The sequence below is a fragment of the Streptomyces sp. SD31 genome (genome assembly GCF_052068475.1).
Taxonomy (GTDB): Bacteria; Actinomycetota; Actinomycetes; order Streptomycetales; family Streptomycetaceae; genus Streptomyces.
Genome location: NZ_JBQHCX010000006.1, coordinates 399,361 through 425,067 on the forward strand (window position 1 = coordinate 399,361; position 25,707 = coordinate 425,067).

23 protein-coding genes, 1 tRNA gene, 1 pseudogene and 1 riboswitch are annotated in these 25,707 nt (G+C 70.8%); of the genes and pseudogenes, 4 read left to right on the forward strand and 21 right to left on the reverse strand.

Annotation, left to right across the window (positions count from 1 at the left end):
- Positions 1-82: 82 nt before the first annotated feature.
- Together ACTMVF_RS16070 and ACTMVF_RS16075 are read left to right on the forward strand one after the other, a co-directional pair.
- Positions 83-892 (forward strand): SAM-dependent methyltransferase, encoded by an 810-nt coding sequence (locus tag ACTMVF_RS16070; RefSeq protein ID WP_441271700.1) that lies wholly within the window; start codon positions 83-85, stop codon positions 890-892.
- A gap of 175 nt (positions 893-1,067) precedes the next feature.
- Positions 1,068-1,595, forward strand: a complete 528-nt coding sequence (locus ACTMVF_RS16075; protein WP_441271774.1) for an NUDIX hydrolase family protein — start codon at positions 1,068-1,070, stop codon at positions 1,593-1,595.
- A gap of 868 nt (positions 1,596-2,463) precedes the next feature.
- On the opposite strand, the gene ACTMVF_RS16080 is transcribed toward ACTMVF_RS16075, so the two are convergent.
- From ACTMVF_RS16080 to ACTMVF_RS16155, 16 genes and pseudogenes are all read right to left on the reverse strand, one after another.
- The gene (locus tag ACTMVF_RS16080; protein ID WP_441271701.1) at positions 2,464-2,826 is read right to left on the reverse strand and encodes a DUF2218 domain-containing protein; all 363 of its coding nucleotides are present in this window, start codon (positions 2,824-2,826) and stop codon (positions 2,464-2,466) included.
- 159 nt (positions 2,827-2,985) lie between these two features.
- Positions 2,986-3,059: transfer RNA gene (locus ACTMVF_RS16085), tRNA-Pro, on the reverse strand.
- A gap of 124 nt (positions 3,060-3,183) precedes the next feature.
- Positions 3,184-3,543, reverse strand: coding sequence for an MmcQ/YjbR family DNA-binding protein (locus ACTMVF_RS16090; protein WP_441271702.1), 360 nt, complete (start codon positions 3,541-3,543; stop codon positions 3,184-3,186).
- A gap of 87 nt (positions 3,544-3,630) precedes the next feature.
- Positions 3,631-4,116: a YfbM family protein gene (locus ACTMVF_RS16095; protein WP_441271703.1), complete on the reverse strand. Its 486-nt coding sequence runs from the start codon at positions 4,114-4,116 to the stop codon at positions 3,631-3,633.
- 122 nt (positions 4,117-4,238) lie between these two features.
- Positions 4,239-4,751, reverse strand: coding sequence for an N-acetyltransferase family protein (locus ACTMVF_RS16100; protein ID WP_441271704.1), 513 nt, complete (start codon positions 4,749-4,751; stop codon positions 4,239-4,241).
- On the reverse strand, positions 4,748-5,365 hold the full coding sequence (locus ACTMVF_RS16105) for a helix-turn-helix domain-containing protein (protein WP_441271705.1): 618 nt from the start codon (positions 5,363-5,365) through the stop codon (positions 4,748-4,750). Before ACTMVF_RS16105 ends, ACTMVF_RS16100 begins: the two co-directional genes overlap by 4 nt.
- A gap of 46 nt (positions 5,366-5,411) precedes the next feature.
- Positions 5,412-6,314 (reverse strand): LysR family transcriptional regulator, encoded by a 903-nt coding sequence (locus ACTMVF_RS16110; protein ID WP_441271706.1) that lies wholly within the window; start codon positions 6,312-6,314, stop codon positions 5,412-5,414.
- Between the two features lie 38 nt (positions 6,315-6,352).
- A complete protein-coding gene (locus ACTMVF_RS16115; protein ID WP_441271707.1) occupies positions 6,353-7,546 on the reverse strand; it encodes a glycine C-acetyltransferase in 1,194 nt (397 codons plus the stop codon).
- Positions 7,547-7,597: 51 nt separating this feature from the next.
- On the reverse strand, positions 7,598-8,626 hold the full coding sequence (tdh, locus tag ACTMVF_RS16120) for an L-threonine 3-dehydrogenase (RefSeq protein ID WP_441271708.1): 1,029 nt from the start codon (positions 8,624-8,626) through the stop codon (positions 7,598-7,600).
- Between the two features lie 153 nt (positions 8,627-8,779).
- Positions 8,780-9,961: a Gfo/Idh/MocA family protein gene (locus ACTMVF_RS16125; RefSeq protein WP_441271709.1), complete on the reverse strand. Its 1,182-nt coding sequence runs from the start codon at positions 9,959-9,961 to the stop codon at positions 8,780-8,782.
- 73 nt (positions 9,962-10,034) lie between these two features.
- A complete protein-coding gene (locus ACTMVF_RS16130) occupies positions 10,035-10,610 on the reverse strand; it encodes a GAF domain-containing protein (protein WP_441271710.1) in 576 nt (191 codons plus the stop codon).
- A gap of 61 nt (positions 10,611-10,671) precedes the next feature.
- Positions 10,672-11,271: a GTP-binding protein gene (locus tag ACTMVF_RS16135; RefSeq protein WP_301995278.1), complete on the reverse strand. Its 600-nt coding sequence runs from the start codon at positions 11,269-11,271 to the stop codon at positions 10,672-10,674.
- On the reverse strand, positions 11,249-11,620 hold the full coding sequence (locus ACTMVF_RS16140; protein WP_441271775.1) for a DUF742 domain-containing protein: 372 nt from the start codon (positions 11,618-11,620) through the stop codon (positions 11,249-11,251). Before ACTMVF_RS16140 ends, ACTMVF_RS16135 begins: the two co-directional genes overlap by 23 nt.
- A 2-nt stretch (positions 11,621-11,622) precedes the next feature.
- Positions 11,623-12,057, reverse strand: a complete 435-nt coding sequence (locus ACTMVF_RS16145) for a roadblock/LC7 domain-containing protein (RefSeq protein WP_399106822.1) — start codon at positions 12,055-12,057, stop codon at positions 11,623-11,625.
- Between the two features lie 1,055 nt (positions 12,058-13,112).
- A pseudogene (locus ACTMVF_RS16150) lies at positions 13,113-14,813 on the reverse strand (ATP-binding protein); the annotation flags it as partial.
- An 843-nt stretch (positions 14,814-15,656) separates the two neighbouring features.
- Entirely contained in the window at positions 15,657-16,841 is a 1,185-nt protein-coding gene (locus ACTMVF_RS16155) for an MBL fold metallo-hydrolase (protein WP_441271711.1), read from the reverse strand.
- A gap of 308 nt (positions 16,842-17,149) precedes the next feature.
- On the opposite strand from ACTMVF_RS16155, the gene ACTMVF_RS16160 reads away from it, so the two are divergent.
- Positions 17,150-18,328: a Glu/Leu/Phe/Val dehydrogenase dimerization domain-containing protein gene (locus ACTMVF_RS16160; RefSeq protein ID WP_441271712.1), complete on the forward strand. Its 1,179-nt coding sequence runs from the start codon at positions 17,150-17,152 to the stop codon at positions 18,326-18,328.
- A gap of 68 nt (positions 18,329-18,396) precedes the next feature.
- Positions 18,397-19,017 carry a TetR/AcrR family transcriptional regulator gene (locus ACTMVF_RS16165; protein ID WP_441271713.1) on the forward strand — a complete coding sequence of 207 codons (621 nt, stop codon included), beginning with the start codon at positions 18,397-18,399 and terminating at the stop codon, positions 19,015-19,017.
- Positions 19,018-19,135: 118 nt separating this feature from the next.
- On the opposite strand, the gene ACTMVF_RS16170 is transcribed toward ACTMVF_RS16165, so the two are convergent.
- The 5 genes from ACTMVF_RS16170 to ACTMVF_RS16190 form a co-directional block, all read right to left on the reverse strand.
- The gene (locus ACTMVF_RS16170) at positions 19,136-19,921 is read right to left on the reverse strand and encodes an SGNH/GDSL hydrolase family protein (protein ID WP_441271776.1); all 786 of its coding nucleotides are present in this window, start codon (positions 19,919-19,921) and stop codon (positions 19,136-19,138) included.
- A gap of 145 nt (positions 19,922-20,066) precedes the next feature.
- Entirely contained in the window at positions 20,067-20,783 is a 717-nt protein-coding gene (locus ACTMVF_RS16175; RefSeq protein WP_441271714.1) for a DUF6250 domain-containing protein, read from the reverse strand.
- A complete protein-coding gene (locus ACTMVF_RS16180; RefSeq protein ID WP_441271715.1) occupies positions 20,767-22,002 on the reverse strand; it encodes a GDSL-type esterase/lipase family protein in 1,236 nt (411 codons plus the stop codon). The genes ACTMVF_RS16175 and ACTMVF_RS16180 overlap by 17 nt, the downstream gene beginning before the upstream one ends.
- A gap of 216 nt (positions 22,003-22,218) precedes the next feature.
- Positions 22,219-23,160: a peptidoglycan DD-metalloendopeptidase family protein gene (locus ACTMVF_RS16185; protein WP_441271716.1), complete on the reverse strand. Its 942-nt coding sequence runs from the start codon at positions 23,158-23,160 to the stop codon at positions 22,219-22,221.
- 4 nt (positions 23,161-23,164) lie between these two features.
- Positions 23,165-23,322: riboswitch (cyclic di-AMP (ydaO/yuaA leader) on the reverse strand.
- Between the two features lie 307 nt (positions 23,323-23,629).
- Positions 23,630-25,699 (reverse strand): alpha-galactosidase, encoded by a 2,070-nt coding sequence (locus tag ACTMVF_RS16190; protein ID WP_441271717.1) that lies wholly within the window; start codon positions 25,697-25,699, stop codon positions 23,630-23,632.
- Positions 25,700-25,707: the final 8 nt, after the last annotated feature.

Genomic DNA, 25,707 nt, shown 5'->3' on the forward strand with positions numbered 1-25,707 from the left:
TTCCCGGGACAGCGTGATCAACGGGACGGCACAATGGCGGCGATGGCCGGTTTCGGTCGTTCGTGCGAGGAGAGGACGAGTCGTGAGTGATGGCCACACCCCGTCGGGCGGGTCGGCGAAGCTGAACACCGGTGTGGCGCACAACGCGCGCGTGTGGAACTACTGGATCGGCGGCAAGGACAACTACGAGGTCGACCAGCAGGTCGGCGAGCAGGTCGCCGGGATGTTCCCGATCATCCGGGACATCGCCCGCGCGGACCGCGAGTTCCTCGGCCGGGCGGTGCGCTTCGTGGCCGAGGAGCGAGGCGTGCGGCAGTTCCTGGACATCGGCACCGGGCTGCCCACGGCGGAGAACACCCATGAGATCGCCCAGCTCGTCGCGCCCGACTCACGGATCGTGTACGTCGACAACGACCCGATCGTCCTCGTGCACGCCCGCACGCTGCTCACCGGCACCCGTGAGGGCGTCACCGCCTACATCGACGCCGATGTGCACGACCCGGACGCCATCATCGAACGCGCCGGGCAGACCCTGGACTTCACCGAGCCCGTCGCCGTGATGATGCTGGGCATCCTCAACTTCGTCCTGGACTACGACAAGGCCCGCGAGATCGTACGGCGCGTCCTGGCCGCGGTCCCCTCCGGCAGCCACCTCGTCCTGACCCACCCGACCTTCGACTCCGAGCTCGGCGGCGAGGGCCAGATCCCGGCGATGAAGTTCTGGAACGAGAACGCCACACCGCCGATCACGGCCCGCAGCGGCACGGACATCACCGCGTTCTTCGACGGGCTGGAGCTGCTGGAGCCTGGCATGGTGTCCTGCTCGCAGTGGCGCGCCCCCGGCTCCCCCGCCCCGGTGCCGCAGTACGGCGCCGTGGCCGTGAAACCCTGACGTGCAGCAGGGACCGCACGGGATGGCCGGGCAGTCGGTGGCCGACCCGGCCGACCCGGTCCTCGCGGCGGAGGCGCTGGAGACCTGCCCCTACGGACTGCCCGCCCCCGAACCCCGTCAGCCCCGCGACTGAGCGTTCGCAATTCCCGGAAAGTATGATCAAGCAATGTCTGACATGACCGAAACCACGCCCGGTTGGCTGTCCCCCGACGACCTGGAGATGGCACGCGCCCGCATGCCGATCCTGTACGTCGAGGCCGTGCCCGTGCGCGTCGACGACAGCGGCGAGGTCACCAGCGTCGGCCTCCTGCTGCGCATGGGACCGGACGGTACGGTCAGCCGGACCCTGGTCTCCGGCCGCGTGCTGCACCACGAGCGGGTCCGCGACGCCCTTCTGCGCCACCTGGAGAAGGACCTCGGCCCGGTGGCGCTCCCCCGCGTCCCGACCTCCCTGCAGCCGTTCACCGTCGCGGAGTACTTCCCGACACAGGGCATCACGCCGTACCACGACCCGCGCCAGCACGCGGTCTCCCTCGCCTACGTCGTCCCGGTCACCGGCGACTGCCGCCCCCGCCAGGACGCCCTCGACCTGGTCTGGTTCAGCCCGCAGGAGGCCCTGTCGCCGGCGGTGCAGAGCGAGATGCCGGGCGGGCACGGGGTGCTGCTGAAGCAGGCGCTGGCGCATGTGGGCTGCGTGGACTGACCGGCGAAGGGGGACGGTGGGGCGTGTCCGTCGTCGTAGTCGGCTCCGTGGATCGTCGGTGCGTCCCTGGCGTACCACCTGGCGCGCTGTGGAGCCCCCGTGACCCTGATCGACCGGGGCGCCGCACCGGCGACCGGGGGGCCGGCGGCTCCTTCGCGTGGATCGGGGGCTCGGACGGCGAGCGAGTGGCCCGGTGGCGCACAGGATCTGCGGGGTTCGGTACTGGCGGACTACCGGCGGCTGGCGGCCGAGCTGCCGGACGTCACGGTGCACTGGAGCGGTTCGCTGACATGGGGCGCCACTCCGGGGCCCGACTTGGCCGAGGGCCGGTTCCGGGTGGGGGCCGACGAGATCACACGGGCGGGGTGGATCCGGTGGCGGTCACGGGCGCTGGGGCGAGCCGCTCGCGCGCTGGGGGCGCAGGTGGTCCTCGGTGCGGCCGGAGTTCGTCCGAAGGGTTCGATCCTGCGTCGACGGTGGTCCTGGCGGCCGGCACCGCGGTCCCCTAGCTGGTCGCGCCGCTGGGCGTCGAGCTGCCCATCGGCGCATCCCTCGCCTGCCTGGTGCGTCTTGCGGCGCCGCCCGGGCTGGTGCGCACGATCGTCGCGGGTCCGGATTTCGAGGTGCGGGAAGGGCGGGAGGGGCAGCTGCTGATGACCGTCCCGCGGCCGTCCGAGAGGAGCACCGCGCTGAGCCGTCTGCAAGCGGCCTTCCACGGGGCGGACGGCTGGTCGCGCGGGGACTCGTCACCGGCGAAGCCGCCGCCGAGCTGCGCCGCTGCCGACCGAGGAGCGCCACCTGAGACGGCGAAGCGACAGAACGCCCTCGGAAGAGCGATTCGACAGTCGGCTACGCGGTCCTCACACGCTCACTCCGACTTGCCGGAGTCGTGCCGGACCGCCCCCGGCTCCCCGGCGTTGCGCTGGACCGTGCCCGGCTCTCCGCTGTCCCGGTGCCACTCCACCACCAGCTCGTCCTTCGTGCCGAAGCGGACCAGATGCCGACCCACGACGTCCTCGAACAGCCCCAAGCGCTCGGCGTCGGCCTCCACCGACAGCAGGAGGGCCCCCTCGGTCGCGGCAAGGGTGCCGGTGCCGCCCTGAAAGACGATCCGGCCCTCCCCCGCCTCTTCGTCCCAGCTGGTCTGGCTGCGGCGGCCCAGGTGGGAGGCGAGTTGCTTGGCATAGCGGTGCGGTCGGTCGGTGACGACGCGTGCTTCGGAGCGGGGCATGAGCCGATGGTGCCGGAAGAAGATGAATGGCGGGCACTGTCCACGACCACGACCACGACCACAGGATGCGCAAGGTACGGATGCGACAACATCCCCCACCTGTCACACAAAAGCGATCAGCGGGCCTGCCATGATCGGCAAACCCGCTGGTCGACACCGTCGGGACGACAGGATTTGAACCTGCGACCCCTTGACCCCCAGTCAAGTGCGCTACCAAGCTGCGCCACGTCCCGGTGCCGTCTGACCTGGGGTTTCCCCCGGCCGAACGCGCATGGAAACAATACCGCACTCGGGTCGGTGGTCGCGCACTCCTTTATCCGGGGTGCCCGGGATGTCCACGGCATACCGGGCGGATGATCACTCTGCCGTCGGCAGGCCCAACTCGGGGTAGGCATCCAGCAGGCGCGACGGTGCGGCCTGGCGCCAGGAGTCGGCGAGGATGTCGCGCAGTTCGTCCTCGTCCTCGACGGCGGCGAGCCGGACCCGCACCCAGGCGAACTGCGCCTCGTGGTCGGCGATCCAGAACTTCTCCGGCTCGGCCAGGACGAGTTCGTCGCGCTCCTCCTTGGGGCAGCGCACCGCGATGGAGGTCTCGTCCTCGGGCAGTGTGGCGAACATCTTGCCCGCGACCCGGAACGTGGGCATGCTCCAGGCGATCTTCTCCGTCGTGTCCGGCAGAGAGAGGGCGATACGGCGTACGTCTTCGGCATCCGGCATGAGAGGCACGGTAGCGGCCGGCACTGACAATCACCTGGTGAGAGGGCCCGGACTGCCCCCCGACGCGACGGCCCCCGGTAACGGACCCTAGAAGCTGAAGTTCATGAACGCCCCGAGGCCGCGCTCGGCCGCCGCGCCGAAGAACTCGACCAGCCCCTCGTAGGCGTACTCGAGCCAGCCGAGCTCGCCCTCGGGGTCGAATTTCCACATATTGGGGTACACGTCCTCCTTCGCCATCCGCTCCGGATCATAGTGGGCCGCCAACCGCTCCCACGGGGTTTCCCTCAACTGCCGGGCCAGGCTCGCTATTTGTTCCGCGTCCCACCCGAACAGTGTGCCGTCCTCCAGGATCATGAACCCGTCCATCAGGAATTCGAGAGGCACCTCCGCCTCGTCGAACAGGAACTGGAGGCCGCCCCAAGCCTTGTCGGGCCCGCCGAAGGGGCGGTCCGGTGCCGGGAAGTTGTCGCCGTCGTACAGCTGGTCGACGTATTCCTCGGCCCAACTCGGCTCCCGCTCCGCCCTGTCCAGCTCCTCCGTCGTCGCGCTGATGAACGAAATGCTCACACTCATGCCAGGCAATCCCCCTTGGCGTACCGCTCGTTCGACCCTTTGGGCCCTTTGTCGATCAACGACGGGGAGTGTTCCATGCGGCACTGACAATCGGGCCGCGGCGCTGACAGTCGGGCGACCGGTCACAGGTACTTGTAGTAGATCGTCGTGGGCCGCAGCACTCCGGCCGGGCTCGCCGCGTAGTCGGGGATCACCCCGGCGCGGGTCCAGCCGGCCGAGTCGTACAGGCGCTCGGCGAGGCTGTCGGTCTCGGTGTCCAGGTGGAGGAGGGTGACACCGGCGCCGATCGCCGCCTGCTCCGCGGTCGTCAGGAGTCTGCGGCCGAGGCCCCGCCCCCGCGCGTTCCGGTGCACCATCAGCTTGACCAACTCGGCGCGGTGGCGGCTGTTCGGTTTGTCGGGGAAGTCCAGGCTGACCGTGCCAACGGTTCGCCCGCCCTCCTGCGCCACCCACACGGCCAGCCGCCCGGCGCCGACGCCGGCCGCGCGCCCCTTCCACCAGGCCATGGCCGCCGTACGGTCGAGGGGCGCGAGGAAGCCGACCGAGGCACCGTCCTGCACGGTGTCCACCAGCAGGTCAGCCAACTCCTCGATCCTGTCGAGCAGTTGGGCCTCGTCCAGTCGCGTCACGATCACGGCAGCACCACCGCCAGCAGGTACCGCACCGCTCCGGGCCCCGCGCACCGGAACCGCGTCGGCCCCCACACCCGCATCCGCAGACAGTCCCCGGCACCGAGACGGTGCTCGACCTCCTGAACCGTCACGCCGAGCTCCCCTTCCAACACCCAGATGTGCTGCTCCAACCCCGGTACGGGCGGCCTGTCGTACGCGATGTCGGCGCCCGCGGTGAGCTGTCCCTCGACGAGTTCGGCGCGCAGCCCGGCGTGCGGCGGCGACACCGAACGGCGTACGAATCCGGAGGCGCGGTCCTCCCATACCGGCTGCTCGGCCGCCCGCACCAGCAGCGCGGGCTCGGACTCGACCTCGCTGAGCAGTTGGGACATGGTCCGGCCGTAGACGTGACACAGGCGGTTCAGCAGCGAGGCGGTGGGGCTGATCTCCGCCCGCTCGGCCCGGGACAGGGTCGAGCGGCTGATACCGGTGCGTTCCGCCAACTCCCCGAGCGACCAGCCACGTTCGGCCCGCAGCTCGGCAAGGCGGCTACCGAGGCGGGTGTCGACCGTGTCCGGGGCGGGGTCGGGCGGGATGGGGTCCGGGGCGTCACCGTCCCAGCCTGAGGTCTGTCTCATATCCGGGACGCTATCCCGTATATGAAACGCCCGTGTTACGGGAGGCTCACTCCCCCGCCGCCTCTCCGAGCGCTTCCAGCACCGGCCGGATCAGCGGGTGCTCCTCGGCACCTCGCCGCACGGCCGCGAAGACCCTGCGCGTGGGCGCGACCCCGTCCACGGGCCGTACGACGACGCCCGTGAGGTCCATGCCCCGCAGCGCCGAGCGCGGGACGAGCGCCACGCCCGCGTCGGCCGAGGCGAGGGCCACGACCGCGCGGAAGTCGTCCGAGGAGTGTTCCAGGCAGGGCTGGAAACCGGCGTTCTCGCAGGCCAGGACGACCACGTCGTGGCAGGGGTTGCCGGGGTACGGGCCGATCCACGGGTCCTTGGCCAGCTCGGCGAGCGGGACCTCGGCCGCGTCGGCCAGCCGGTGGCTCACCGGGACGACCGCGTCGAAGGGCTCGGCGTACAGCGGTACGTGGGACAGGCGCGGGTCGTCGGCGGGCGGCGCCCCCCGATACTCGACGGCCACCGCGATGTCGACCTGCCGGTCCAGCACCATCGGCAGGCTGGCGTCGCCCTCGGCGTCCTGGACGCGGATGCGGATGCCGGGGGACGTCTCGGCGAGGCGGGCCACCGCCGGCGCGACGACCTGGGCGATGCCGGTCGCGAAGGAGGCCACCGTGACCGTGCCGGCCGCGCCCGAGCCGTACGCCGCGAGCTCGGCCTCCGCGCGCTCCAGCTGGGCGAGGACGGCGTTGGTGTGGCTGAGCAGGATCTCGCCGGCCGGGGTCAGCCGTACTCCCTTGGCGCCGCGCTCCACCAGGCGGTGGCCCGTCTCCTGCTCGAGCGCCGTCAGCTGCTGGGAGACCGCCGACGGGGTCAGATACAGCGCGGCGGCAGCCGCCGTCACCGTACGGTGGTCGGCCACCGCACGGAGAATGTGGAGCCGCCGCGCTTCGATCATGGGATCGATTATCGCAATATGTCCGAGCCGGCCGGACGTCAGGCTTCCAGTTCCGCCCGGGCCGCTACGAAGGCGTCCACGGCACGGTTGACGTCGTCCGTCGAGTGCGCGGCGGACAGTTGGACGCGGATGCGGGCCTGGCCCTGCGGCACGACCGGGTACGAGAAGCCGATGACGTACACGCCCCGCTCCAGCAGCAGCTCCGCCAGCCGCCCCGCCTTGGCCGCGTCGCCGATCATCACGGGCGCGATGGCGTGCTCGCCGGGGAGGATCTCGAAGCCCTCCTCGGTCATCCGGCGGCGGAACAGCGCGGTGTTCTCGTTCAGCCGCACACGCAGGTCGTCCGCCGACTCCAGCAGGTCGAGGACCTTGAGCGAGGCCGCCGCGATCACCGGGGCGAGCGTGTTGGAGAAGAGGTACGGCCGTGAGCGCTGGCGCAGCAGGGCGACGATCTCGGCGCGGGCCGCCACGTAGCCGCCGGAGGCGCCGCCGAGTGCCTTGCCGAGGGTGCCGGTGATGATGTCGACGCGGTCCATGACGCCGTGCAGCTCGGGCGTGCCGCGGCCGCCGGGGCCGACGAAGCCGACGGCGTGCGAGTCGTCGACCATGACCATGGCGTCGTAGCGGTCGGCGAGGTCGCAGATCTCGCGCAGCGGGGCCACATAGCCATCCATGGAGAACACGCCGTCGGTGACGATCAGTCGGCGTCGGGCGTCGGACGCGTCCTTCAACTGGGCTTCCAGGTCGGCCAGATCGCTGTTGGCGTAGCGGAAGCGGCGGGCCTTGGACAGCCGGATGCCGTCGATGATCGACGCGTGGTTCAGCGCGTCGGAGATCACCGCGTCCTCGGGGCCGAGCAGCGTCTCGAACACGCCGCCGTTGGCGTCGAAGCAGGAGGAGTACAGGATCGTGTCCTCCTGGCCGAGGAAGGCGGACAGCCGCGCCTCCAGTTCCTTGTGCACCTCCTGCGTGCCGCAGATGAAGCGGACCGAGGCCATGCCGTAGCCCCAGCGGTCCAGGGCCTCGTGGGCGGCGGCAATCACCTCGGGGTGATCGGCGAGTCCGAGGTAGTTGTTGGCGCAGAAGTTGAGGACCTCGCCCGGGCGGCCGCCCGCGGTGACGCCGACGGTCGCCGACTGCGGGGTGCCGATCACGCGCTCGGGCTTGTGCAGGCCGGCCGCGCGGATCTCGTCGAGGGTGGCGCGCAGGTCGTCGCGCACAGAGTCGAACATCGGAAATCTCCTGAAGGTGCTCGCGATTGAGGGGGGTTACGCAGCAGTGGGTTACGCGGTCCAGTCGAGGATGACCTTGCCGCCACGGCCGCTCGCCGCGTCGGCGAACGCCGCCTCGAAGTCGCGGTAGCCGTACCGGCCGGTGATCACGGGCGCGAGGTCGAGACCGCCCTCCAGCAGGACGGACATCGCGTACCAGGTCTCGAACATCTCGCGGCCGTAGATGCCCTTGATGGTGATCATCGAGGTGACGATCCGGGCCCAGTCGACCGGGAACTCCTGCGCCGGCAGGCCCAGCATGGCGATACGGCCGCCGTGGGTCATGTTGGCGATCATGTCGCGCATGGCCTCGGGGCGGCCGGACATCTCCAGACCGATGTCGAAGCCCTCGCGCAGACCGAGTTCGCGCTGCCCCTCGGCGATGCTCGACCGCGACACGTTCAGTGCGAGGCTCACGCCCACCTTGCGCGCCAGGTCCAGCCGTTCCTCGCTGACGTCGGTGATCACGACGTTGCGCGCGCCCGCGTGCCGGGCCACCGCGGCCGCCATCAGGCCGATCGGACCGGCGCCCGTGATCAGGACGTCCTCGCCGACCAGCGGGAACGACAGCGCGGTGTGCACGGCGTTGCCGAACGGGTCGAAGATCGCCGCGATATCGAGGTCGACGGGCACGCGGTGCACCCACACATTGGCTGCGGGCAGGGCGACGTACTCGGCGAAGGCACCGTCGCGGCCGACGCCGAGGCCGATGGTGGCCCGGCACAGGTGGCGCCGTCCGGCGAGGCAGTTGCGGCACTTGCCACAGACGAGGTGGCCCTCGCCGCTCACCCGGTCGCCCACGGCGATGTCCGCGACGTCACGGCCGGTCTCCACGACCTCACCGACGAACTCGTGCCCGACCACGAGCGGGGTGCGGATCGCCTGCTGGGCCCAGCCGTCCCAGGACCGGATGTGCAGATCGGTGCCGCAGATCCCGGTGCGCAGCACCTTGATCAGTACGTCGCCGGGTCCGACGGCCGGTTCCGGGACGTCCGCGAGCCAGAGCCCGGGCTCCGCCTTCTCCTTGACCAGCGCCTTCAACGCTACGGCTCCTGAGGGTGAGTCCCGGCTGGGGCGCCCCGGGCATGCCGAGGGAGCCCGCAACCGGGGAGAGGGGTGGAATCGCGTAGCAATCTGCCGTACGGCGCCGCCCCGGTCCATCGAGGATTTCTTAAGCGGCGCCACAGCTTTGCTTCACGCCTGCCCTCGTTCGAAGTAGGCGACCAGCTCCGGATCCAGGTCCGGGATATCCCGTACGACACCCCCCGCACGCAGGGACTCGGTCGCCCGGCATCCCGCCGCGACGGCCATCCGCGCGGCCACCGGCGAGGTGTCCGTGCGCCCTCCCTGCCGTACGAAGCGCAGGAACTCGTCGATGATCAGCGCGTCCGCCCCGCCGTGCCCGGCGCCGTCCGCCACCTCCGGGACCACATGGGCGGCGTCGGCCTGCTCGCGGTGGAGGGAGCGGCGGGAATTCCACACCTTCACCACCGCGCCCGGCCCGTCCCCGAAGTTCTCGAGGCGGCCCGTGTCACCGATGACCGTGTAGTTGCGCCAGTAGTCCGGGGTGAAATGGCACTGCTGGTAGGCGGCCAACACCCCGTTGTCCAGGCACATGTTGACCAGGGACACGTCCTCGACGTCGATCACGGGGTTGAGCGCCCGCTGTGTGTGCGGCGGCCAGTGGCCGTCCTCCGTGTACCAGTCGGCCGCCTTCGGCTCGCCCGGCGCCCGGCGGTGCGGGTTGTCGCCGTACACCATGAGGTCGCCGAACGCCTGCACGCGGCGCGTGTACCCGCCCGCGAGCCAGTGCAGTACGTCGAGGTCGTGGGCGCCTTTCTGCAGCAACAGCCCGGTGGTGTACCGGCGTTCGGCGTGCCAGTCCTTGAAGTACCAGTCGCCTCCATAGCCGACGAAGTGGCGCACCCAGACCGTCTTGACCGCGCCGACCTCGCCCCGTGCGACGATGTCGCGCATGAGCCGGACCACCGGCATGTGCCGCATGTTGTGCCCGACGTACAGCCGGGTTCCGGTCTCGCGGGCGGTGCGCAGGATGCGGTCGCAGCGCTCGACGGTGATGTCCAGGGGCTTCTCGACGAAGACGGGCTTGCCCGCGCGCAGGGCCTCGCAGGCGAGGTCGGCGTGGGTGTGGTCCGGTGTGAGGACGAGGACGGCGTCCACGTCGGGGGCGTCGATCACCTTGCGGTGGTCGTCGACCGTGTGCACGCCGGGAAGGCGGGCCGTGGCCTCGTCCCGTCGCGCCGGGTCGGGGTCGGCGACGAGGCTCACGCGGGAGCCCTGGCCGGGGCGGTGCGCGGTACGGGCGAGGGAACCGCGCAGGCCGAAGCCGAGGGCGCCGAGACGCAGGTCGGTCATGATGCCCCTCTTCCATGGGAGTTCCGAGGCGGTCCGAGCCATCAATTCCCCTGTACGGCAACGAGCTTGACGCCTACAGCGGCAGCCCGTCCGCCGCCCGCCGCTCCAGCCGTATCACCAGCTCCGCCGCCGATGCCTTGATCGTCTCCAGCCCGGCCTTCCCCCACGGCCGCGGCTCCACGTCGACCACGCACACCGTGCCCAGCGCCATCCCCGTGGAGTCGATCAGCGGAGCGCCCAGATAGGAGCGGATACCGAACTCGTCGACGATCGGATTTCCCGCGAACCGCGGATAGTCGCAGACGTCCTCCAGGACCAGCGCCTTGCGTCGAACGACCACATGGGGGCAGAACCCATGGTCGCGCTCCATATGGCGGCCCAGTTGCGGCTTGATGTCGGCAGCCCGCGCAAGGCTCACGGCGTGCCGTACATGCAGCCCGGCGAAGAACTGCCGATCCTCGCCGATGAAGTTCACCATGGCGTAGGGCGCCCCGGTGAGTGCGGCCAGATGGTCCGCGACGACATCGAGAGCCGGGTCCGCGTGCTCTCCCAGGCCCAGTCTCTGCAGCCGCCGTGCGCGGGCGGGGGCCTCCTTGTCCTCGGGGGTGAGCAGCAGGCGAGCGACCGGGCGGGGTGGGCCGTAGCTCATGGGCGGATTCCGTCGCTGTGGGCGTAGGTCATATGCGGCTCCGTCCTGGGATGTGCGGGTGTCACATGTGTGCGCCGTGGCTCGGCGCGTGTGCCGGCGTGTGGGCGATGAGGTGCCGGACGAGGGTCAGCAGGGTCTGGACACTGGAGCTGGAGATCCGGGCGTCGCAGCGGACGACGGGGATCTCCGGGTCGAGGTCGATGGCGGCGCGGACCTCCTCGGGTTCGTACCGGTGAGCACCGTCGAACTCGTTGATCGCGACGATGAAACCGAGGCCTCGCTGCTCGAAGAAGTCCACAGCGGCGAAACAGTCCTCCAGGCGCCGGGTGTCGGCGAGGATGACCGCGCCGAGCGCGCCCTCCGAGAGCTCGTCCCACATGAACCAGAAGCGTTCCTGTCCGGGCGTGCCGAACAGATACAGCACGTGTTCCGGATCGAGTGTGATGCGGCCGAAGTCCATGGCGACCGTCGTTTCGACCTTGTTCTCGACGCCCTCCAGACTGTCGGTCGCGGCGCTGACCGTGGTGAGCAGTTCCTCCGTACTGAGCGGCGCGATCTCGCTCACCGCGCCCACGAAGGTCGTCTTGCCGACCCCGAACCCTCCCGCCACCAAGATCTTCAGCGCGGTGGGGAACGGGTCAGAGCTGTCGTCGTAGTCCATCGAGCACTGCCTCCAGAAGGGCCCGGTCTGTCGGGTTGTGGTGGAACTCGGGGGGCTTGGTGGTGAGCGCCCCGCCGTCGACGAGGTCCGACAGCAGCACCTTGGTGACCACCGCCGGCAGCTTCAGGTGGGCGGCGACCTCGGCGACCGAGACGGGACCGCGGCACAGGTCGAGCGCCTGCTCGTGCTCGGGGCCGAGGTAGCCGAGGGGGGTCGCCCCGGTGGCCCTCACCTGCGACATGAGGTCGAGCGCGACGGTGGGCCGGGTACGGCCGTTGCTGACCGTGAAAGGGCGCACCAGCCGTCCGGCCGCATCGTCGAGCCAAGGCCCGTCACCGGCCGCCGTCACGTTCAAGGCCTCAACGCCGACGGTTCGACGGAGTGCTGCCGGGGTGCTGTCACCAGGTAGGGGCGGACGCTCTTGACCAGCATCGCCATCTCGTAGCCCAGCACCGCCGCGTCGGCCTCGCGGCCGGCCAGCACAGCGAGACAGGTGCCGGAACCGGCCGTGGTCACGAAGAGCAGGGTCGAGTCGAGTTCGACGACGACCTGGCGCACGTCCCCGCCGTCGCCGAAACGGACCCCGGCACTGCGACCGAGGGAGTACAGGCCTGAGGCCAGGGCGGCCATGTGGTCGGCGCTGTCCGGGTCGAGGCCGTGAACCGACTTCACGAGCCCGTCGCAGGAGAGGAGCACCGCACTGGTGGTGTGCGGTACGCGCTGTACGAGGCCGCTCATCAGCCAGTCGAGATCGGACACATGGGCGGTCGGCGCTTCGCTCGCCATGATGGATCGACTCCTTGAGGTACGAAGGTCTGCGGGAGCGCTGGGGGTGGGGCTGGTCTTCCAGGCGGACTTCGAGCTGGTCAGGGGCATGGTCATCCGGCCGGTGCGCTCCCGTCGTGCCGGGTGGGGTGGTCGACGCCGGGCGCGGACCCGGGGTGCGTCCCGCTTATGTGGGCCGGGTCCATGGGCGATACGTCCATGGGCGGCCGGGGGGTCATGGGGGCCACGTCGGTGTGGAGTGCATCCAGGGAGGTGGGGCGCAGATGTGTGGGCTGCGGTCGACCCGGGTCGAGGCTCGTCGGCTCCAGGTGGATCGTCGCCGGACGCACGGACTCCAGGTGGGTTGGCTCGGAGGGGTTGGGGTCCAGGCGTGTCGGTTGGGGGTCGGGCGAGCTCGTGTCAGAGGTCGTGTGCGGTGAGCGCTTGTATACGGATGCGACCGCGGTCGGTTGTGCGGTGGGGGTGTGTGCCGAGCCCATGTGGCCCGCGTCCATGTGCCCCGAGACCAGGTGATCCGCGACCAGGTGGCCAGACGTCGTGTGGCCCGGCGCGGTGTGGGCCGGCGTGTGGCCTGACACCATGTGCGGGGCGCCCATGTGGCCGGCGCCCATATGCCGCGCATCCATGTGTCCTGCCTCCGTATGCAGCGCATCAATGTGCCCGCCGCCCAGGCCCGGTCCCCCTCGTTCAGATTCCGCGTGCCCCAACTCCACGGACCCGTCGGGCATGTGCCCGCCCCCCATGTGCGCGGCATCCATAGGTCCCGCCCCCGTGGGCCTGGCATCAATACGGCCGGCATCTACGTGTCCGACGTCCATGTGCCTGACCCCCACGTGCCCGGTCTCCACATGCCCGGTCTCCACGTGCGCCGCATCCATATGCGCCGCCTCCATCTGCTGCTGCGTCTCCGCAAGCCCGACCCCCCGCTGGAAGGCCGCCATCAGCCCAGGGTCGTGCCCGGCGAGGCAGTCGGACTCCTGTCGCGGGGCGGGGCCTTCACGGAGTTGGGGGACGATGTGTTCCTGGGCGCGGCGACGGGGCAGTTGGGGCTTGCTCATGGTGCCGCGGACGGTGTCGTTGCGCGGGGTCAGCGCTGTGACCGTGTTCTCCTCGAGGCGCCGGCGTTCGTCGGGCCTGATGCCGGGCACGGCCTCCGCCGGGTTGGCCCGCTCCTCGCGGGCGCCGCGCACGGGCAACGGCGCCGGTCCGCTGCCGTTCGTCCTGGGTGCCGCGCCCCTGGCACCGGCCTGCGGCTCCTGCCGACCCGGCGTCCCCGGCGCCGCCTCGGCGGTACCCCGCAGTCCGCCCTGCCGCCCACCCCACTGCTCGCCCTGCCGCCCACCCCACTGCTCGCCCTGCCGTCCGCCCCGCTGCCCGCCCTCCGACCCGGCCGACGCCGACTGCCGCTGCTGCTGGGGCGGCACCGGCACCGACGCCTGCTGCGGACGGGACTGCGCCGGGGAGCGCGGCGGTACGGACGTTCCCGCAGCTCCTTGCCGTGGGGCCGACGGCGGCTCCTGCGCCCGCGCCGCGCCTCCACGGGCCCCCGGTTCCGTCCCCAACAGCGCCTGCGGCACCACGAGAACGGCCTGGACACCGCCGTAGATATTGTTCTGCAGGCGCACATGGATGCCGTGCCGTTTGGCGAGTTGCGACACCACGAACAGCCCGATGCGCCCGTCCGCCAGCAGGCTGGCGACGTTGACCTGGTCGGGGTCGGCGAGCAAGGCGTTCATGCGGTTCTGCTCGCCGAGGGGCATGCCGAGGCCGCGGTCCTCGACCTCGACGGCGAGCCCCGAGGTCACGAGGTTGGCTCGGAGCAGCACTTGGGTGTGCGGGGCGGAGAACACCGTGGCGTTCTCGACGAGTTCGGCCAGCAGGTGGATGACGTCGGCGACGGCGTGCCCCCGCAGGGTGCCGTCGATCGGCGGCACGAGCTTGACCCGCGAGTACTGCTCGACCTCCGCGATGGCCGAGCGCAGCACCTCGGTCATGGAGACGGGGTTGCTCCACTGCCGGCGGGAGACGGCGCCGCCGAGCACGGCGAGGTTCTCGGCGTGGCGGCGGATGCGGGTGGCGAGGTGGTCGACGTGGAAGAGGCCCTTGAGCAGGTCGGGGTCCTCGATCTCGTTCTCCAGCTCGTCGAGGATCGAGATCTCGCGGTGCACCAGCGACTGAAGACGCCGGGCGAGGTTGACGAAGACCTCGAGCTTCTGTTCGCTGCCCGTCTGGCTGGAGAGTTGGGATGCCTGGACGACGGCGGTGACGGCCCCGTCGTGGGCGCGGGCCAGGTCGGCGGCGAGCAGTTCGAAGTCGTCGGCGTCCTCGGGCGGACCGCTGCGTGCCTTGCGCTTCGGTGGCCCGTCGCCGCGCCGCAGTGCGTCGACGAGAGTTCGCAGATCGGCCTCGCCGCGCGCGCTGCTGCGTCGCAGGGCGCCGATGCGGTCGCTCACGGACTTGGCGGTGCGGTTGGCGGCCACTGCGGCGATCAGGATGCCCGCGAGGGTCACTGAGACCGCGCCGGCGAGCACCGCCCACAGCGTGAGGCTCGGCCGCACTCCGGTGGTGCGCACGACGAACAGCACGGCTGCGCAGGCGCTGAGCGCCACCGCGATGGGCGGCAGCACGGCCAGACGCAGCAGTTGGGGCCGTATGTGGGTCTCGGGCAACGCGGTTGCGGTGCGGGCGGCCGGGCGCCCGTGCCGCCCGCCCTCACGGCGGTCTGCGCGTGCGGCCGGGGCGCGGAGTTGAGACATCGGGGTCCTCAGTACTGGTCCGTCGGTCGGGGCCTTGGGGTGCGCGCGGGTCTGCGCGGCCCGGGGCATGCGCCATCGCGATGTCGGTCGACAGAGCCGACGCATTCGGCTCCGCGTCGCCCGACGGACACTGACAGTAGTCGCCTCTGCATCATGTGCGGTGGGCAGTTGACAAAGTCCGGCAGGCAACGTCCCGCTCTGGTATGAGGTCTCGTACGACAGACCGATAACCCGCTCCACCGTTCGCCCATAAGGAGCAACCCAGCGATCAGGCCTGGTCAGAAGTGGTCACGAAGAAAAGTCGAGGGGCGGGGCACTTCACACGCCCCACCCCTCGCCGACCGGCCGTTCCCGCGCCATCGCCGGCCCCGGCCGGGACGATTTCAGCACCCCGCACGCCCAGCCGTCCGCTGCCCAGAACGTCACCGGCCGTAGCGGCGCACACAGTCCCGCGGGCGCCCAGACGCACTCCCACGCCCCCCGCGCGAACCGCCCCGCAGGGGCGCGCGGGGCCAACAACGCGCGCGCTGTTTCGCTTTACGCCAGGGTGGAGACCCCGCCCCGACGGACGCCCGGCACCTCGGCCCGACAGGAGTGGGAATCACTCCCCCATGGACCAGCCCACCTGTCTCTGCCCGGACCCGCGTCCCTTCTTGGCCCTGCCTCGCCGCGCCCGGGGCCACTAGGTCCACCCCGCCCCGCCCGGGGCCACTAGGTCCACCCCGCCGCGCTCCGGTCCACCCCGCCCCGGTCCACCCCGATCCGCCCCGACCGCTTGAACGTTCCGCAGCCATCGCATCAGGACGGGTCAGCTCCCACCCGCGAGGCCGGGACCCCGCCGCCCTAGGCGACCACCACGCTGTCCGCCTCCGGTGCCCCCGGCGCCACCGGCGGCCACGTCGGCCAGCCCTCGGCGGGTGCCTCGGCCGCCTCCCGCCACCACGGCGTCACGGGCGGCACCGAGGCCGGCTCGAAGGGCTCGCCGCAGCGCGGAGCCGCCATCGTGACCCCGGCCTTGTGGGTGGCCCGCATCGTCCACTCCGCCGGCTCCGCCCACGGATGTGTCGCCAGGTTGAAGGTGCCCCAGTGGATCGGCAGCATGACGCCCACGGTCGGATCGCCGCCCTGGAGGTCGAGGTGAGCGCGGACGCCCTCGTCCGGCGTCATGTGGATGTCGGGCCAGAAGTCCGAGTAGGCACCGAGCTGGATCATCGTGGCGTCGAACGGGCCGTGGTCCGCGCCGATGTCCTTGAAGCCGTCGAAGTAGCCGGTGTCACCACTGTGGTAGATCCGGTGTTCGTCCGAGGCGACGACCCAGGACGCCCAGAGTGTGTGCTGCGTGTTGCGCAGTCCGCGGCCGCAGAAGTGGCGGGCCGGGGTGGCGGTCAGGGCGAGGCCGCCGACCTTCGTCGTCTCGTGCCAGTCCAGCTCGCGCAGCCGGTCGGCGGACACGCCCCAGCGTTCGAGGTGGGCGCCCACGCCGAGCGGTACCGCGAAGAGCGTGTCCGTGTCGGCGAGTGCCTTGATCGTGGGCAGGTCGAGGTGGTCGTAGTGGTCGTGGGAGATGACGACGACGTCGACCGGCCCGAGCGCGGCGAGCGGCAGCGGCACCGGATGCAGCCGCTTGGGCCCGGCGAAGGGGAACGGGGAGCAGCGCTCGCCCCACACCGGGTCGAAGAGCACCCGGTGACCGTCGATCTCCGCGAGGACGCTGGAGTGCCCCATCCAGGTCAGGCGCAGCCCGCCGACGGGCGGCTTCGCCAGGTCGGCGTAGGTGGTGGGGTGCACCGGGACAGTGCCCTTCGGGGCACGGCGGGGCCGGGTGTCCTTGTCGAAGAAGACCTTCGCGAACTCCGTCATCGAGCCCGAGGGTCTGGTCCGGGCGGCACCGCCGGGGTTCTGGAAGACCCCGTCCCGGAAGTGCGGCGATCTACGGATACGCGCCATGCGCTCACCGCTCGGGTCCACGCCGAAGGCCTCGGGCCGCAGGGCGCTGAGCCCGGCGCTCGGGAAACGAAAACCGGCCACGGTACCTCCAGGTGGAGTCGGTGAGGAATTCCATTATGGGCGGGCCCTCGGACATCCCTGGCCGCCCCCTGGTGACAACCCCGGACGCCCCTGGTGACAAGCCCGGCCGCCTCCCTGGGAACAATCCGGCCGCCCCTCGCGACGACCCGGCCGCCATGGGCGAACCGGCTCGCCCATGAAGATCCATTCAGTACGTTGACATGCCCACGCCTTCGCTTCGATACTGGCCCGTCGTTCAGTAACGCCCGTCGTCAGCAGGCGTGCGGCACACGGACCTCGCCCCCCCTCCTCCCTCCTCCGGAGACCCCATGACCACCCCCCTGCTGTCGCTCACCTGGACCGACCACGTCACCGGCCGCCAGGGCTTCCTGGTCGTCGACCGGCTGGTGCGTGGCGTGTCCAGCGGCGGGCTGCGGATGCGGCCGGGCTGCACGCTGGACGAGGTCACCGGGCTCGCCCGCGGCATGAGCATGAAGGAGGCCCTGCACTACGACCCCGACGCGCGGTACGTCCCCCTGGGCGGCGCCAAGGGCGGCATCGACTGCGACCCCCGCGACCCCGAGGCGTACGGGCTCCTGGTGCGCTACCTGCGGACCATGCGGCCGTACATCGAGAACTTCTGGACCACGGGCGAGGACCTCGGTCTCACTCAGGACGTGGTCGACCGGGCGGCCGCCGAGGTGGGGCTCGTCTCGTCCGTCCAGGCCGTGTATCCGCTGCTCGACGACGAGGCAGGCGCCCGTCGGCGGCTCGCGGACGCGTTCGCGGTCCACGTGGACGGCATCGGGCTCGACGAGCTGGTCGGTGGCTGCGGGGTAGCCGAGTCGGTGCTCACGGCGCTGGACCGGGCCGGTGTGCCGTACTGGAGGACGCGCGTCGCCGTGCAGGGGCTCGGAACCATGGGCGGGTCCACGGCGCGCTTCCTCACGCGCGCGGGGCTCACGGTCGTGGCCGTCGCCGACATCAAGGGCACCATCGCCAACCCCGCGGGCCTCGACATCGAGACCCTGCTGGCGGCACGCGACCCGTACGGCACGGTCGACCGCGCCGCGCTGCGCCCCGGCGACCGTGAACTGCCGGGCGACGCCTGGCTGTCGGCCGAGGCCGAGGTGCTGGTGCCGGCGGCCGTCTCGTACGTGATCGACACCGCGAACCAGACCCGGATCACCGCCCGCTGGATCGCCGAGGCGGCCAACATGCCCGTACGGCCCGACGCGGAGGAACTGCTGGCCGCGCGGGGCGTCACCGTGCTGCCGGACGTCGTGGTCAACTCGGCCACGAACGCCTGGTGGTGGTGGACGCTGTTCGGCGACATCGGCGCGGATGCGGACGAGGCGTTCGCCCACACGCAGCGCTCGATGCGCGCTCTCACCGACCGCGTCCTGGCCCGCGCCGAGGCCGACGGGACGGCGCCCCGGGCCGCGGCGCACGCCCTCGCGGCCGAACGGCTGCCGCTGATCACCGAGCGCTTCGGCCGGCACCGGTGACGGCGGAGCGAGGGGCCACTCGACCGCGACCACGGGAACCGTTCAGGGCGAGGCTTTAGGGTGACGGCGTGGCAAGAGTGCGGTTGAGCGTGGCGGAGCGGCGTGAGGAGTTGCTGCGGGCCGCCGTGGAGCAGATAGAGGCGCGCGGCGTGTCGGCGGTCAGGATCGCCGATGTGGCCTCGACGCTCGGGGTGAGCAACGCCCTGGTGCTCTATCACTTCGCCACGAAGGAGAAGCTGGTCGCCGCCGCGTTCGCGCACGCGGCGGAGGGCGACCTGAGCCATCTGCGCCGACTCCTCGGCCGCCGTACGACGGCGCTGCGACGGTTGCGGTCGGCCGTACGCTGGTATGCGCCGACCGGTCAGGCCAAGGGCTGGCGGCTGTGGATCGAGGGCTGGGCGGCGGCGCTGCGCGAGCCCGCGTTGCAGGAGGTCACACGGGACCTTGACCGGCAGTGGAAGGCGGCCATCACCGAGGTCATCGCGCAGGGCGTGGCCGCGAACGAGTTCCGCTGCCCGGACCCCACCGGCACGGCCCTGCGCCTCACGGCCCTCCTCGACGGGCTCGCCGTACAGCTGACGTCGTACCCGGGCGCGGTGTCACGCGCGCGTGCCCAGGAGTGGGTGGACGAGGCGCTCGCCCGGGAACTGGGGCTGGAGCGGGAGGCGTTGACGGCGTCGGCGCGGTGAGGTCGCCGATGGCCGAGGGGCCGGTTCACCCCGGCCATGACAGCGGTGTGGGCCGCGCCCCTTGAGCAGGGCTCGGCCCACACACCGTCGAGGCGCCGCCTCAAGCCACCGAGCCGCCTCAAGCCACCGAGTCGATCCGCATCTTGATGTCGTCCGGGGACAGCGTGCCCTTGGCCGTCACATGGTCCCCCGACGACTCGCCGCGCAGGCGCCGCCCGATCCACGGCACCAGGTACTCGCGTGCCCAGTGGACGTCGTCCCGGCGGATCTCGAGGGTGCCGCGGGGCGGGAGCGGCGGCCAGGGCTGGTCCGGGTCGGCCGGCACCTCCAGGCCGAGGACCTGCCCCGCACGGAGCGCCACGCGCGTGTGCCCCTCGGGAGACAGATGGAGCCGGTCACCATCCCAGGCCCTGCGGTCCTGAACGGTCTTCAGGGACCACAGGTCGAGCACCGGACAGCCGTACCGGTCGGCGATGGCACGCACATGACCGTTGTACGTGGCGATCTTGCCCCGCAGATGCTTCAGCAGGGGCACGCCACGGGTGTCGAAGCCGGTCGTCACCATGACTGTGCCGACGGCGGAGGTGAGCCTGACAATCGCCTGCTCGAAGCGCTCGGCCACCTCGTCGGGGTCGGTTCCGGGTCGGATGATGTCGTTGCCGCCCGCACAGAACGAGACCAGGTCCGGGGCCAGTTCGACGGCCTTCGGAAGCTGGTCCTCGACGATCTGGTCGAGCAGTTTGCCGCGCACGGCGAGGTTCGTGTAGTTGAAGTCGCCCTCGGGCCGCCGGTCTGCGAGCAAAACCGCGAACCGGTCGGCCCAGCCGACAAACGCTCCGTCGGGGCCGGGGTCGCCGACGCCCTCGGTGAAGCTGTCCCCCACCGCAACGTACGACCCGATCACTGATCTGCTGTCACTCTTCGAATCGTCTGCCACATCGGCACATGATTCACCTTCGAATGTGACCTACGCGACCGTAAGGAAGGGTTGACGGGCGGTGAGATAAGCCACTTGTAAAGCGTTGACCAAACCTGGAATAAGCCTCTGATCAGGGGCGTTGTGGGCTCAACCGCCACACCCTGAAGTCGCTGATCCGGAAGTGGCTCCATGTGGTGCGGAACGCGAAGTGCCCGCCGGTGTACGGCTCCGGGTCGGTGTGGTCGAAGACGAGCCGCCCGTTGTCCCACCAGCGCACCGTCGAGCCATCGGAGACGATCCGGACCCGATTGGGCTCGTTCGCCACGAGCAGCGGCTCCGTGTAGTCGTAGAGCAGCGGGCGGATCCCCGCCTGGCCGACGTACCGGCGCATCCGGGTCGTGGTGTTCGTGTTGGCGCCGTAGCCGACGTAGTACGTCTTGAGGTAGTCGTACTCGGCGAGCGCCCCGCTCCGCGGCGTGGCGAAGATGTCGTCCGGGGAGCGGACGTCGGTGGCGTTCCAGAAGTTGTTCAGGTCGGAGACGCGGTCGTTGACACCGCCTTCCGATATGGGCGTGGCCGTGTATTCGATGACGTACGGCCCTTCCAGCCGCTTCTTGAACCAGACCGTCGCACCGGCGGGTACGTCGACCTCCAGGAGCCCGCGGGAGGCGGTGACGGTGCCGCCCTTCTCGAGCTCCACCGCCCATTGCCCCAGGCCATGACGGAAGTCGTCGTGGGCGATGAGGCGGCGGTGACGGGGCATGGCACTCGCCGTCCACGCCGGGGCGAAGGCTGCGAGGGCGGCGCCGGCGGCCAGGGTTCCGAATGCTCTACGCGTGGTCGTCAAGGGAGACGGCCCCTTCCGGGAAGTGAAGGTGGGCTGCGGCACGCGACGGGTGTCGGTGCCCGGGCAGTGGTGCGTGTACGTCGGCTGCGGGTGACCCCGCGCGGTCCGGCCGAGGCCGCACTCGGGATTCTGGGCGAGGGTGTGGAGGCGGGGGCACTCGAACCCCTTTTGCGAGAAGGGCGATCAGGCGGGTGGCCACCTTGCGATGGCCTTGAGTGCTGGGGTGGACGGTGCCGTTGAAGTCCCCGTCCGCCGACGAGAGCCAGTCGGTCGTGTCGACGAACTCGATGCGGGGGTCCGCGAGTTCACCGACCACGGCCGCGATGTCGTCGGCGTGGGCGCCGTTGAACGGGCGCAGCGCGAGGATGCGGGCGCGCGGTGCGGCGGCCCGCAGCTTGTCCAGGTAGGCGCGGTAGGCGGCGCGGAATTCGGCCGAGCCGTACGCCGCGTCGTTGGTGCCCTGGTTCACCACGATCACGTCGGCCCGGCGGTCGGAGTCGGCCCGGGAGCCCGCGTGGTTCCAGCCGTACGCGTCCGGGGCGGCCGGCACTCCCCCGTTGCCGGTCTGGATCACACCCTGGCGACCGAAGCCGACCTGGGTGAGCGAGGCACGCAGGGCGTCGGCGACGAGGGTGGGGTAGGCGGCCGTACCGTCGGCGCAGTCGGAGGTGTTCACCTCGCACAGAGCCATGACGCCCTGCGTGATGGAGTCACCGTAGAAGGCCAGCTTCCGGGTACTGGGGGCGCGTTGAGGCTGCAGACGCACGCCGTCGTCGAGCCGCAGTCCGGTCAGCACGACGCCCGTCTCCAGCGGCGGAGTCCACCGGTTGGCCCGGGAGAAGACGTCCTTGACGGAGATCTCGACCGAGTGGGGCCCCCGGCCGTCGGCCGCGATCCGCAGATCGCCCCGGTCGACCGCGTGCAGGCGCTTCGGCCCGCCGTCGACCGACACGTAGATCTGCGCGGGCACGGTGATCGAGGCGACGCCGAAGAGGGCGTGGACGCTGTCCCCGGTGAAGCGGAAGCGCAGCCGGGACCCCGAGTTGACGGTGATGGCCGCTTCAGAGGTGCGGCCCCAGTGCCCCTCGTAGACGAGACGCCTGTCGTCGGGGCGTACGACAGTCGACGCATCGGACGCGAAGGCGGGCTGCGAGGAACCGTGGAGCAAGCCCACGGCCACCGCGGCGGCCAGGGACGTACGTCTGTGGACGCCGGACACGGAAACCTCCAGGAGCCATCGCAGAAAGCGCTTGCACCATGATGGAGATCACTGTGGCCTCACCTTCCCCTCCTTGTCGACACCCTGGCCGGCTCTGCCACAAGACCGCAATGGAGCGATCATGAACGAGCACAGCCGGACACACCGAAGGCCGGACCCGGGGATCGAGGTCCGGCCTTCGATGGCGTGTCAGGCAGGTGGTTCCGAGGAGGGTCGTCAGCCGACCGGGACACCCTTGGAGCGGAGGTAGGCGACCGGGTCCAGGTCCGAGCCGTAGTCCGGCGTGGTGCGGATCTCGAAGTGCAGGTGCGGACCGGTCACGTTGCCGGTCGCGCCGGAGAGGCCTATCTGCTGGCCCGCGGTCACGGTCTGGCCGGCCGAGACGGAGAGCGACGACAGGTGGGCGTACTGGGCGTAGTAGCCGTCGGCGAGCTGGATGACGACCTGGTTGCCGTAGGCGCCGCCCCAGCCCGCGGAGACGACGGTGCCCGCGCCAACGGCCTTCAGTGCGGTGCCGGTCGGGGTGACGAAGTCGACGCCGGTGTGGTACCCGCTGGACCACATGCTGCCCGCCACCTTGTAGGCGGTGCTGACGGCGGCACCGGCGACGGGGGCGGAGAAGCCGGTGGCCGTGTCGGCGCTCCGGGCGGCCGTGGTCGTCTTCTTCGACGCGGAGGACTCCGTGGAGGACTTCGTGGAGGACTTCGAAGCGGACGAGTCCTTGGAGGGCGCCGAAGAGGAGGAAGGCGACGAGGACTTGGGGGCGCTCGCCGTGGCCTTCTTGCCGATCGTGAGCTTCAGACCGGGGTGGATCAGCGACGGGTCCTCACCGACGACCTCGCGGTTGTCGGCGTAGAGCTTCTTCCAGCCACCGCTGACGTTCTGCTCGTCGGCGATCTTCGAGAGGTAATCGCCGACTCTCACCGAATAGGTCCGCACGTCCGTCTTCTTCTCGGCGGCCTTCTTCTCGACCGCCTTCTTCTCGGCGGCCGGAAGGGACTGAACAGCCTTTTCCGAAGTGGACTGCGAGGGAGCGGCGTGGGCGCCGGTAGCTCCCATGAGCGGGAGGGCGAGAGCGGCGCCACCGGTTCCGGCGACGGCGATGGAGCGGGTGAAGCGCTGGGACTTCGGGCGGCGGTGCTTACCCTTCGCGGGCATGGCGAATTCCTCTCCGGCGCCTGCGAGGTGAGCTGTCGGGTGCGGGCTGGAGATGCCCGGCCGCGCCGAAACGCGGCTTTACCCCTAGCCGTTCCGGAGACCGGAACAGGCGGTTGTACCTGTGGGTCCCCCGCTCCTGCCGTGGTCGGGTGAGTGTGCGCGGGCTCCGGGCGGCGGCAGGATTGGGCGTCCGTCCGGATTGGTGGCGAACGTAAGCGAGGAAGACGCACGGGAACAAGTGAGGGGTTCCGTCCGAATGCGTTCCTGTTGATCCCTTGTGGGAATTCCCGGTCACCCTCCGTGGATTATCGGCGTGTCACGCGACCCAAAACCCCTGGAAAAACACGCGAATTACGTGAACATGACGGGCGACGCACGGTCACGAATATGACGCTCCTCACGTGACACCGCTCCAGCTTCCTTTACGCCAGAGCGAGTTGGAATGAAGGCACCAATTCGGACAGAACCCCTAGATGCGACGCAGTCGGATAACCGTCGCATCAAGGTCACCCTGCAATCCGGTGCGCAGTCCGTGATGCACCAGTACGGCACCTCGGTGAATTTCGCCCGTTTCAAGGCATTCGTACGACTCTGTCGGGTCGAGGGCGCGCAGCCGCAAGGCCGGCAGGGATTCGCCGTAGCTCTGGGCCTGGAGCCAGGCGAGGACGACCGTCTCGTCCCCGAGTACGTACTGCACCGCGCTCAGCCCGCCCCGCGGCGGCCGCAGCCGATAGAGGTCGCCGCGCTGCACCACGGGCCGGATCTCCTTGTAGAGCGTCACCCATTTCCGGGCCTCGGCGAGCTCTTCCTCGCTCCACTCGGAGAGGTCACCGCCGACGCCGAGCACGCCCGCCATGGCACTCACGAACCGGAAGCGCAGCGAGCTGGCCCGGTGGTTGAGCATGGCGTTCGGGCTGTCGGTGACCCAGGCGGCCATGACCCGGGCGGGATGGATCTGACTGAAGCCGTGCTGGATGGCGAGCCGGTCGAGGGGGTCGGTGTTGTCGGAGGTCCACACCTGGTCCGTACGGCTCAGCACGCCGAGGTCGATCCGACCGCCGCCGCCCGAGCAGGACTCGAAGGCGACGCCCGGGTGCGCGGCCCGCAGCCGGTCCAGCAGGCGGTACAGGGCGCGCACGTGGTCGACCCACAGGCGCTGCGGATAGGGCTCACCGGGCCAGCCGGCGTCGGTGAAGCAGCGGTTGAAGTCCCACTTCACATAGTCGATCGGGGCGCTGGAGAGGAGCCCGTCGAGCCGCTCCCAGAGGTACTCCTGGACGTCGTCGCGCGCCAGGTTCAGCACGAGTTGATTGCGGAACTCCGTCCGCTTTCGTCCCGTTTGGTGCTGAACCCAGTCCGGGTGAGCGCGGTAAAGCTCGCTGTCCGGGTTGACCATTTCCGGTTCGACCCAGATGCCGAACTCCATCCCGAGCGCGTGCACGTGTTCGGCGAGCGGCTTGAGCCCCGACGGGAAGCGGTCGGGGTTGGGCGTCCAGTCGCCGAGCCCGGCGCGGTCGCTGGTGCGCGTCCCGAACCAGCCGTCGTCGACCACGAACAGTTCGACGCCGATGGCCGCCGCCCGCCGCGCGAGCACGCTCTGCTGCTCCTCGGAGATGTCGAACTCCGTCGCCTCCCAGGAGTTGAACAGCACCGGCCGGTCCCGGTCCGCGTCCGGGATCACGTACGCGCGCTGGTACGCGTGCCAGGCCCGGCTCGCCCCGCCGAAGCCGCCGTCGCTCCACAGTCCGGCGAAGACGGGGGTCGTGAAGGACTCCCCCGCGGCCAGCCGCAGCAGGCCCGAGTCGTCGTATCCGGTCCCGCCGGTGATCTGCACGCGCGCGTCCGGGAGTTGAGCCACGGCAATACGCCAGGATCCGGACCAGCCGAGGGCGCAGCCGTAGACCTCGCCGCGCTCCTCGGTGGCGTCGGTGTCCAGCGCGACCCACGGCAGGTGCTGGTGCCCGGTGTGCCCGCGGCGGCTGCCGATGACCTTCTCGCCGTAGGTGAGGGGGGACCGCGCGAGCCGGGACTCGGCGCCCCAGCGGCCGTGCAGCTGGGACAGCCGCCAGTCCTCCCGGTCGGGCAGCGTCCAGGTGGCCGAGTCGGCGCGCAGCACCTCCAGGGCGGGCCCCTGGTTGTCCAGGGTCACCCACCGCTCCACGACGTCCCCGCGCATCCGGTAGTGCAGGGTGACGCTCAGCCCGCCGTCACAAAAGCGCAACCGCAGTTCGTCGTCCCCGGTCTCGTACCGCTCGAAACCCCACTCGGTGCCGCGCCGCTCGTCGGTGCGCACGGACAGGGCGGGCCGCACGAAGCGGGGGCCGCCCTCGACCGGGTACTCCTCGCGTCCATCGAGCGGGGACTCGAAGGGCCAGTACGCCGGCAGCGGGCGCACGGCGAGGGCCTCGGCGTCGGCGAGGGCGATGCGTGGCCCCCAGTGGAGGTGCAGGAGCTCGTCGCCTTCGGTCAGATGGACGGCGTAACTGCTGGTCGGCCCGGTCAGGAGCCACGTACGACCGTCGTTGGAGATCTCCAGCATCAAGCCCT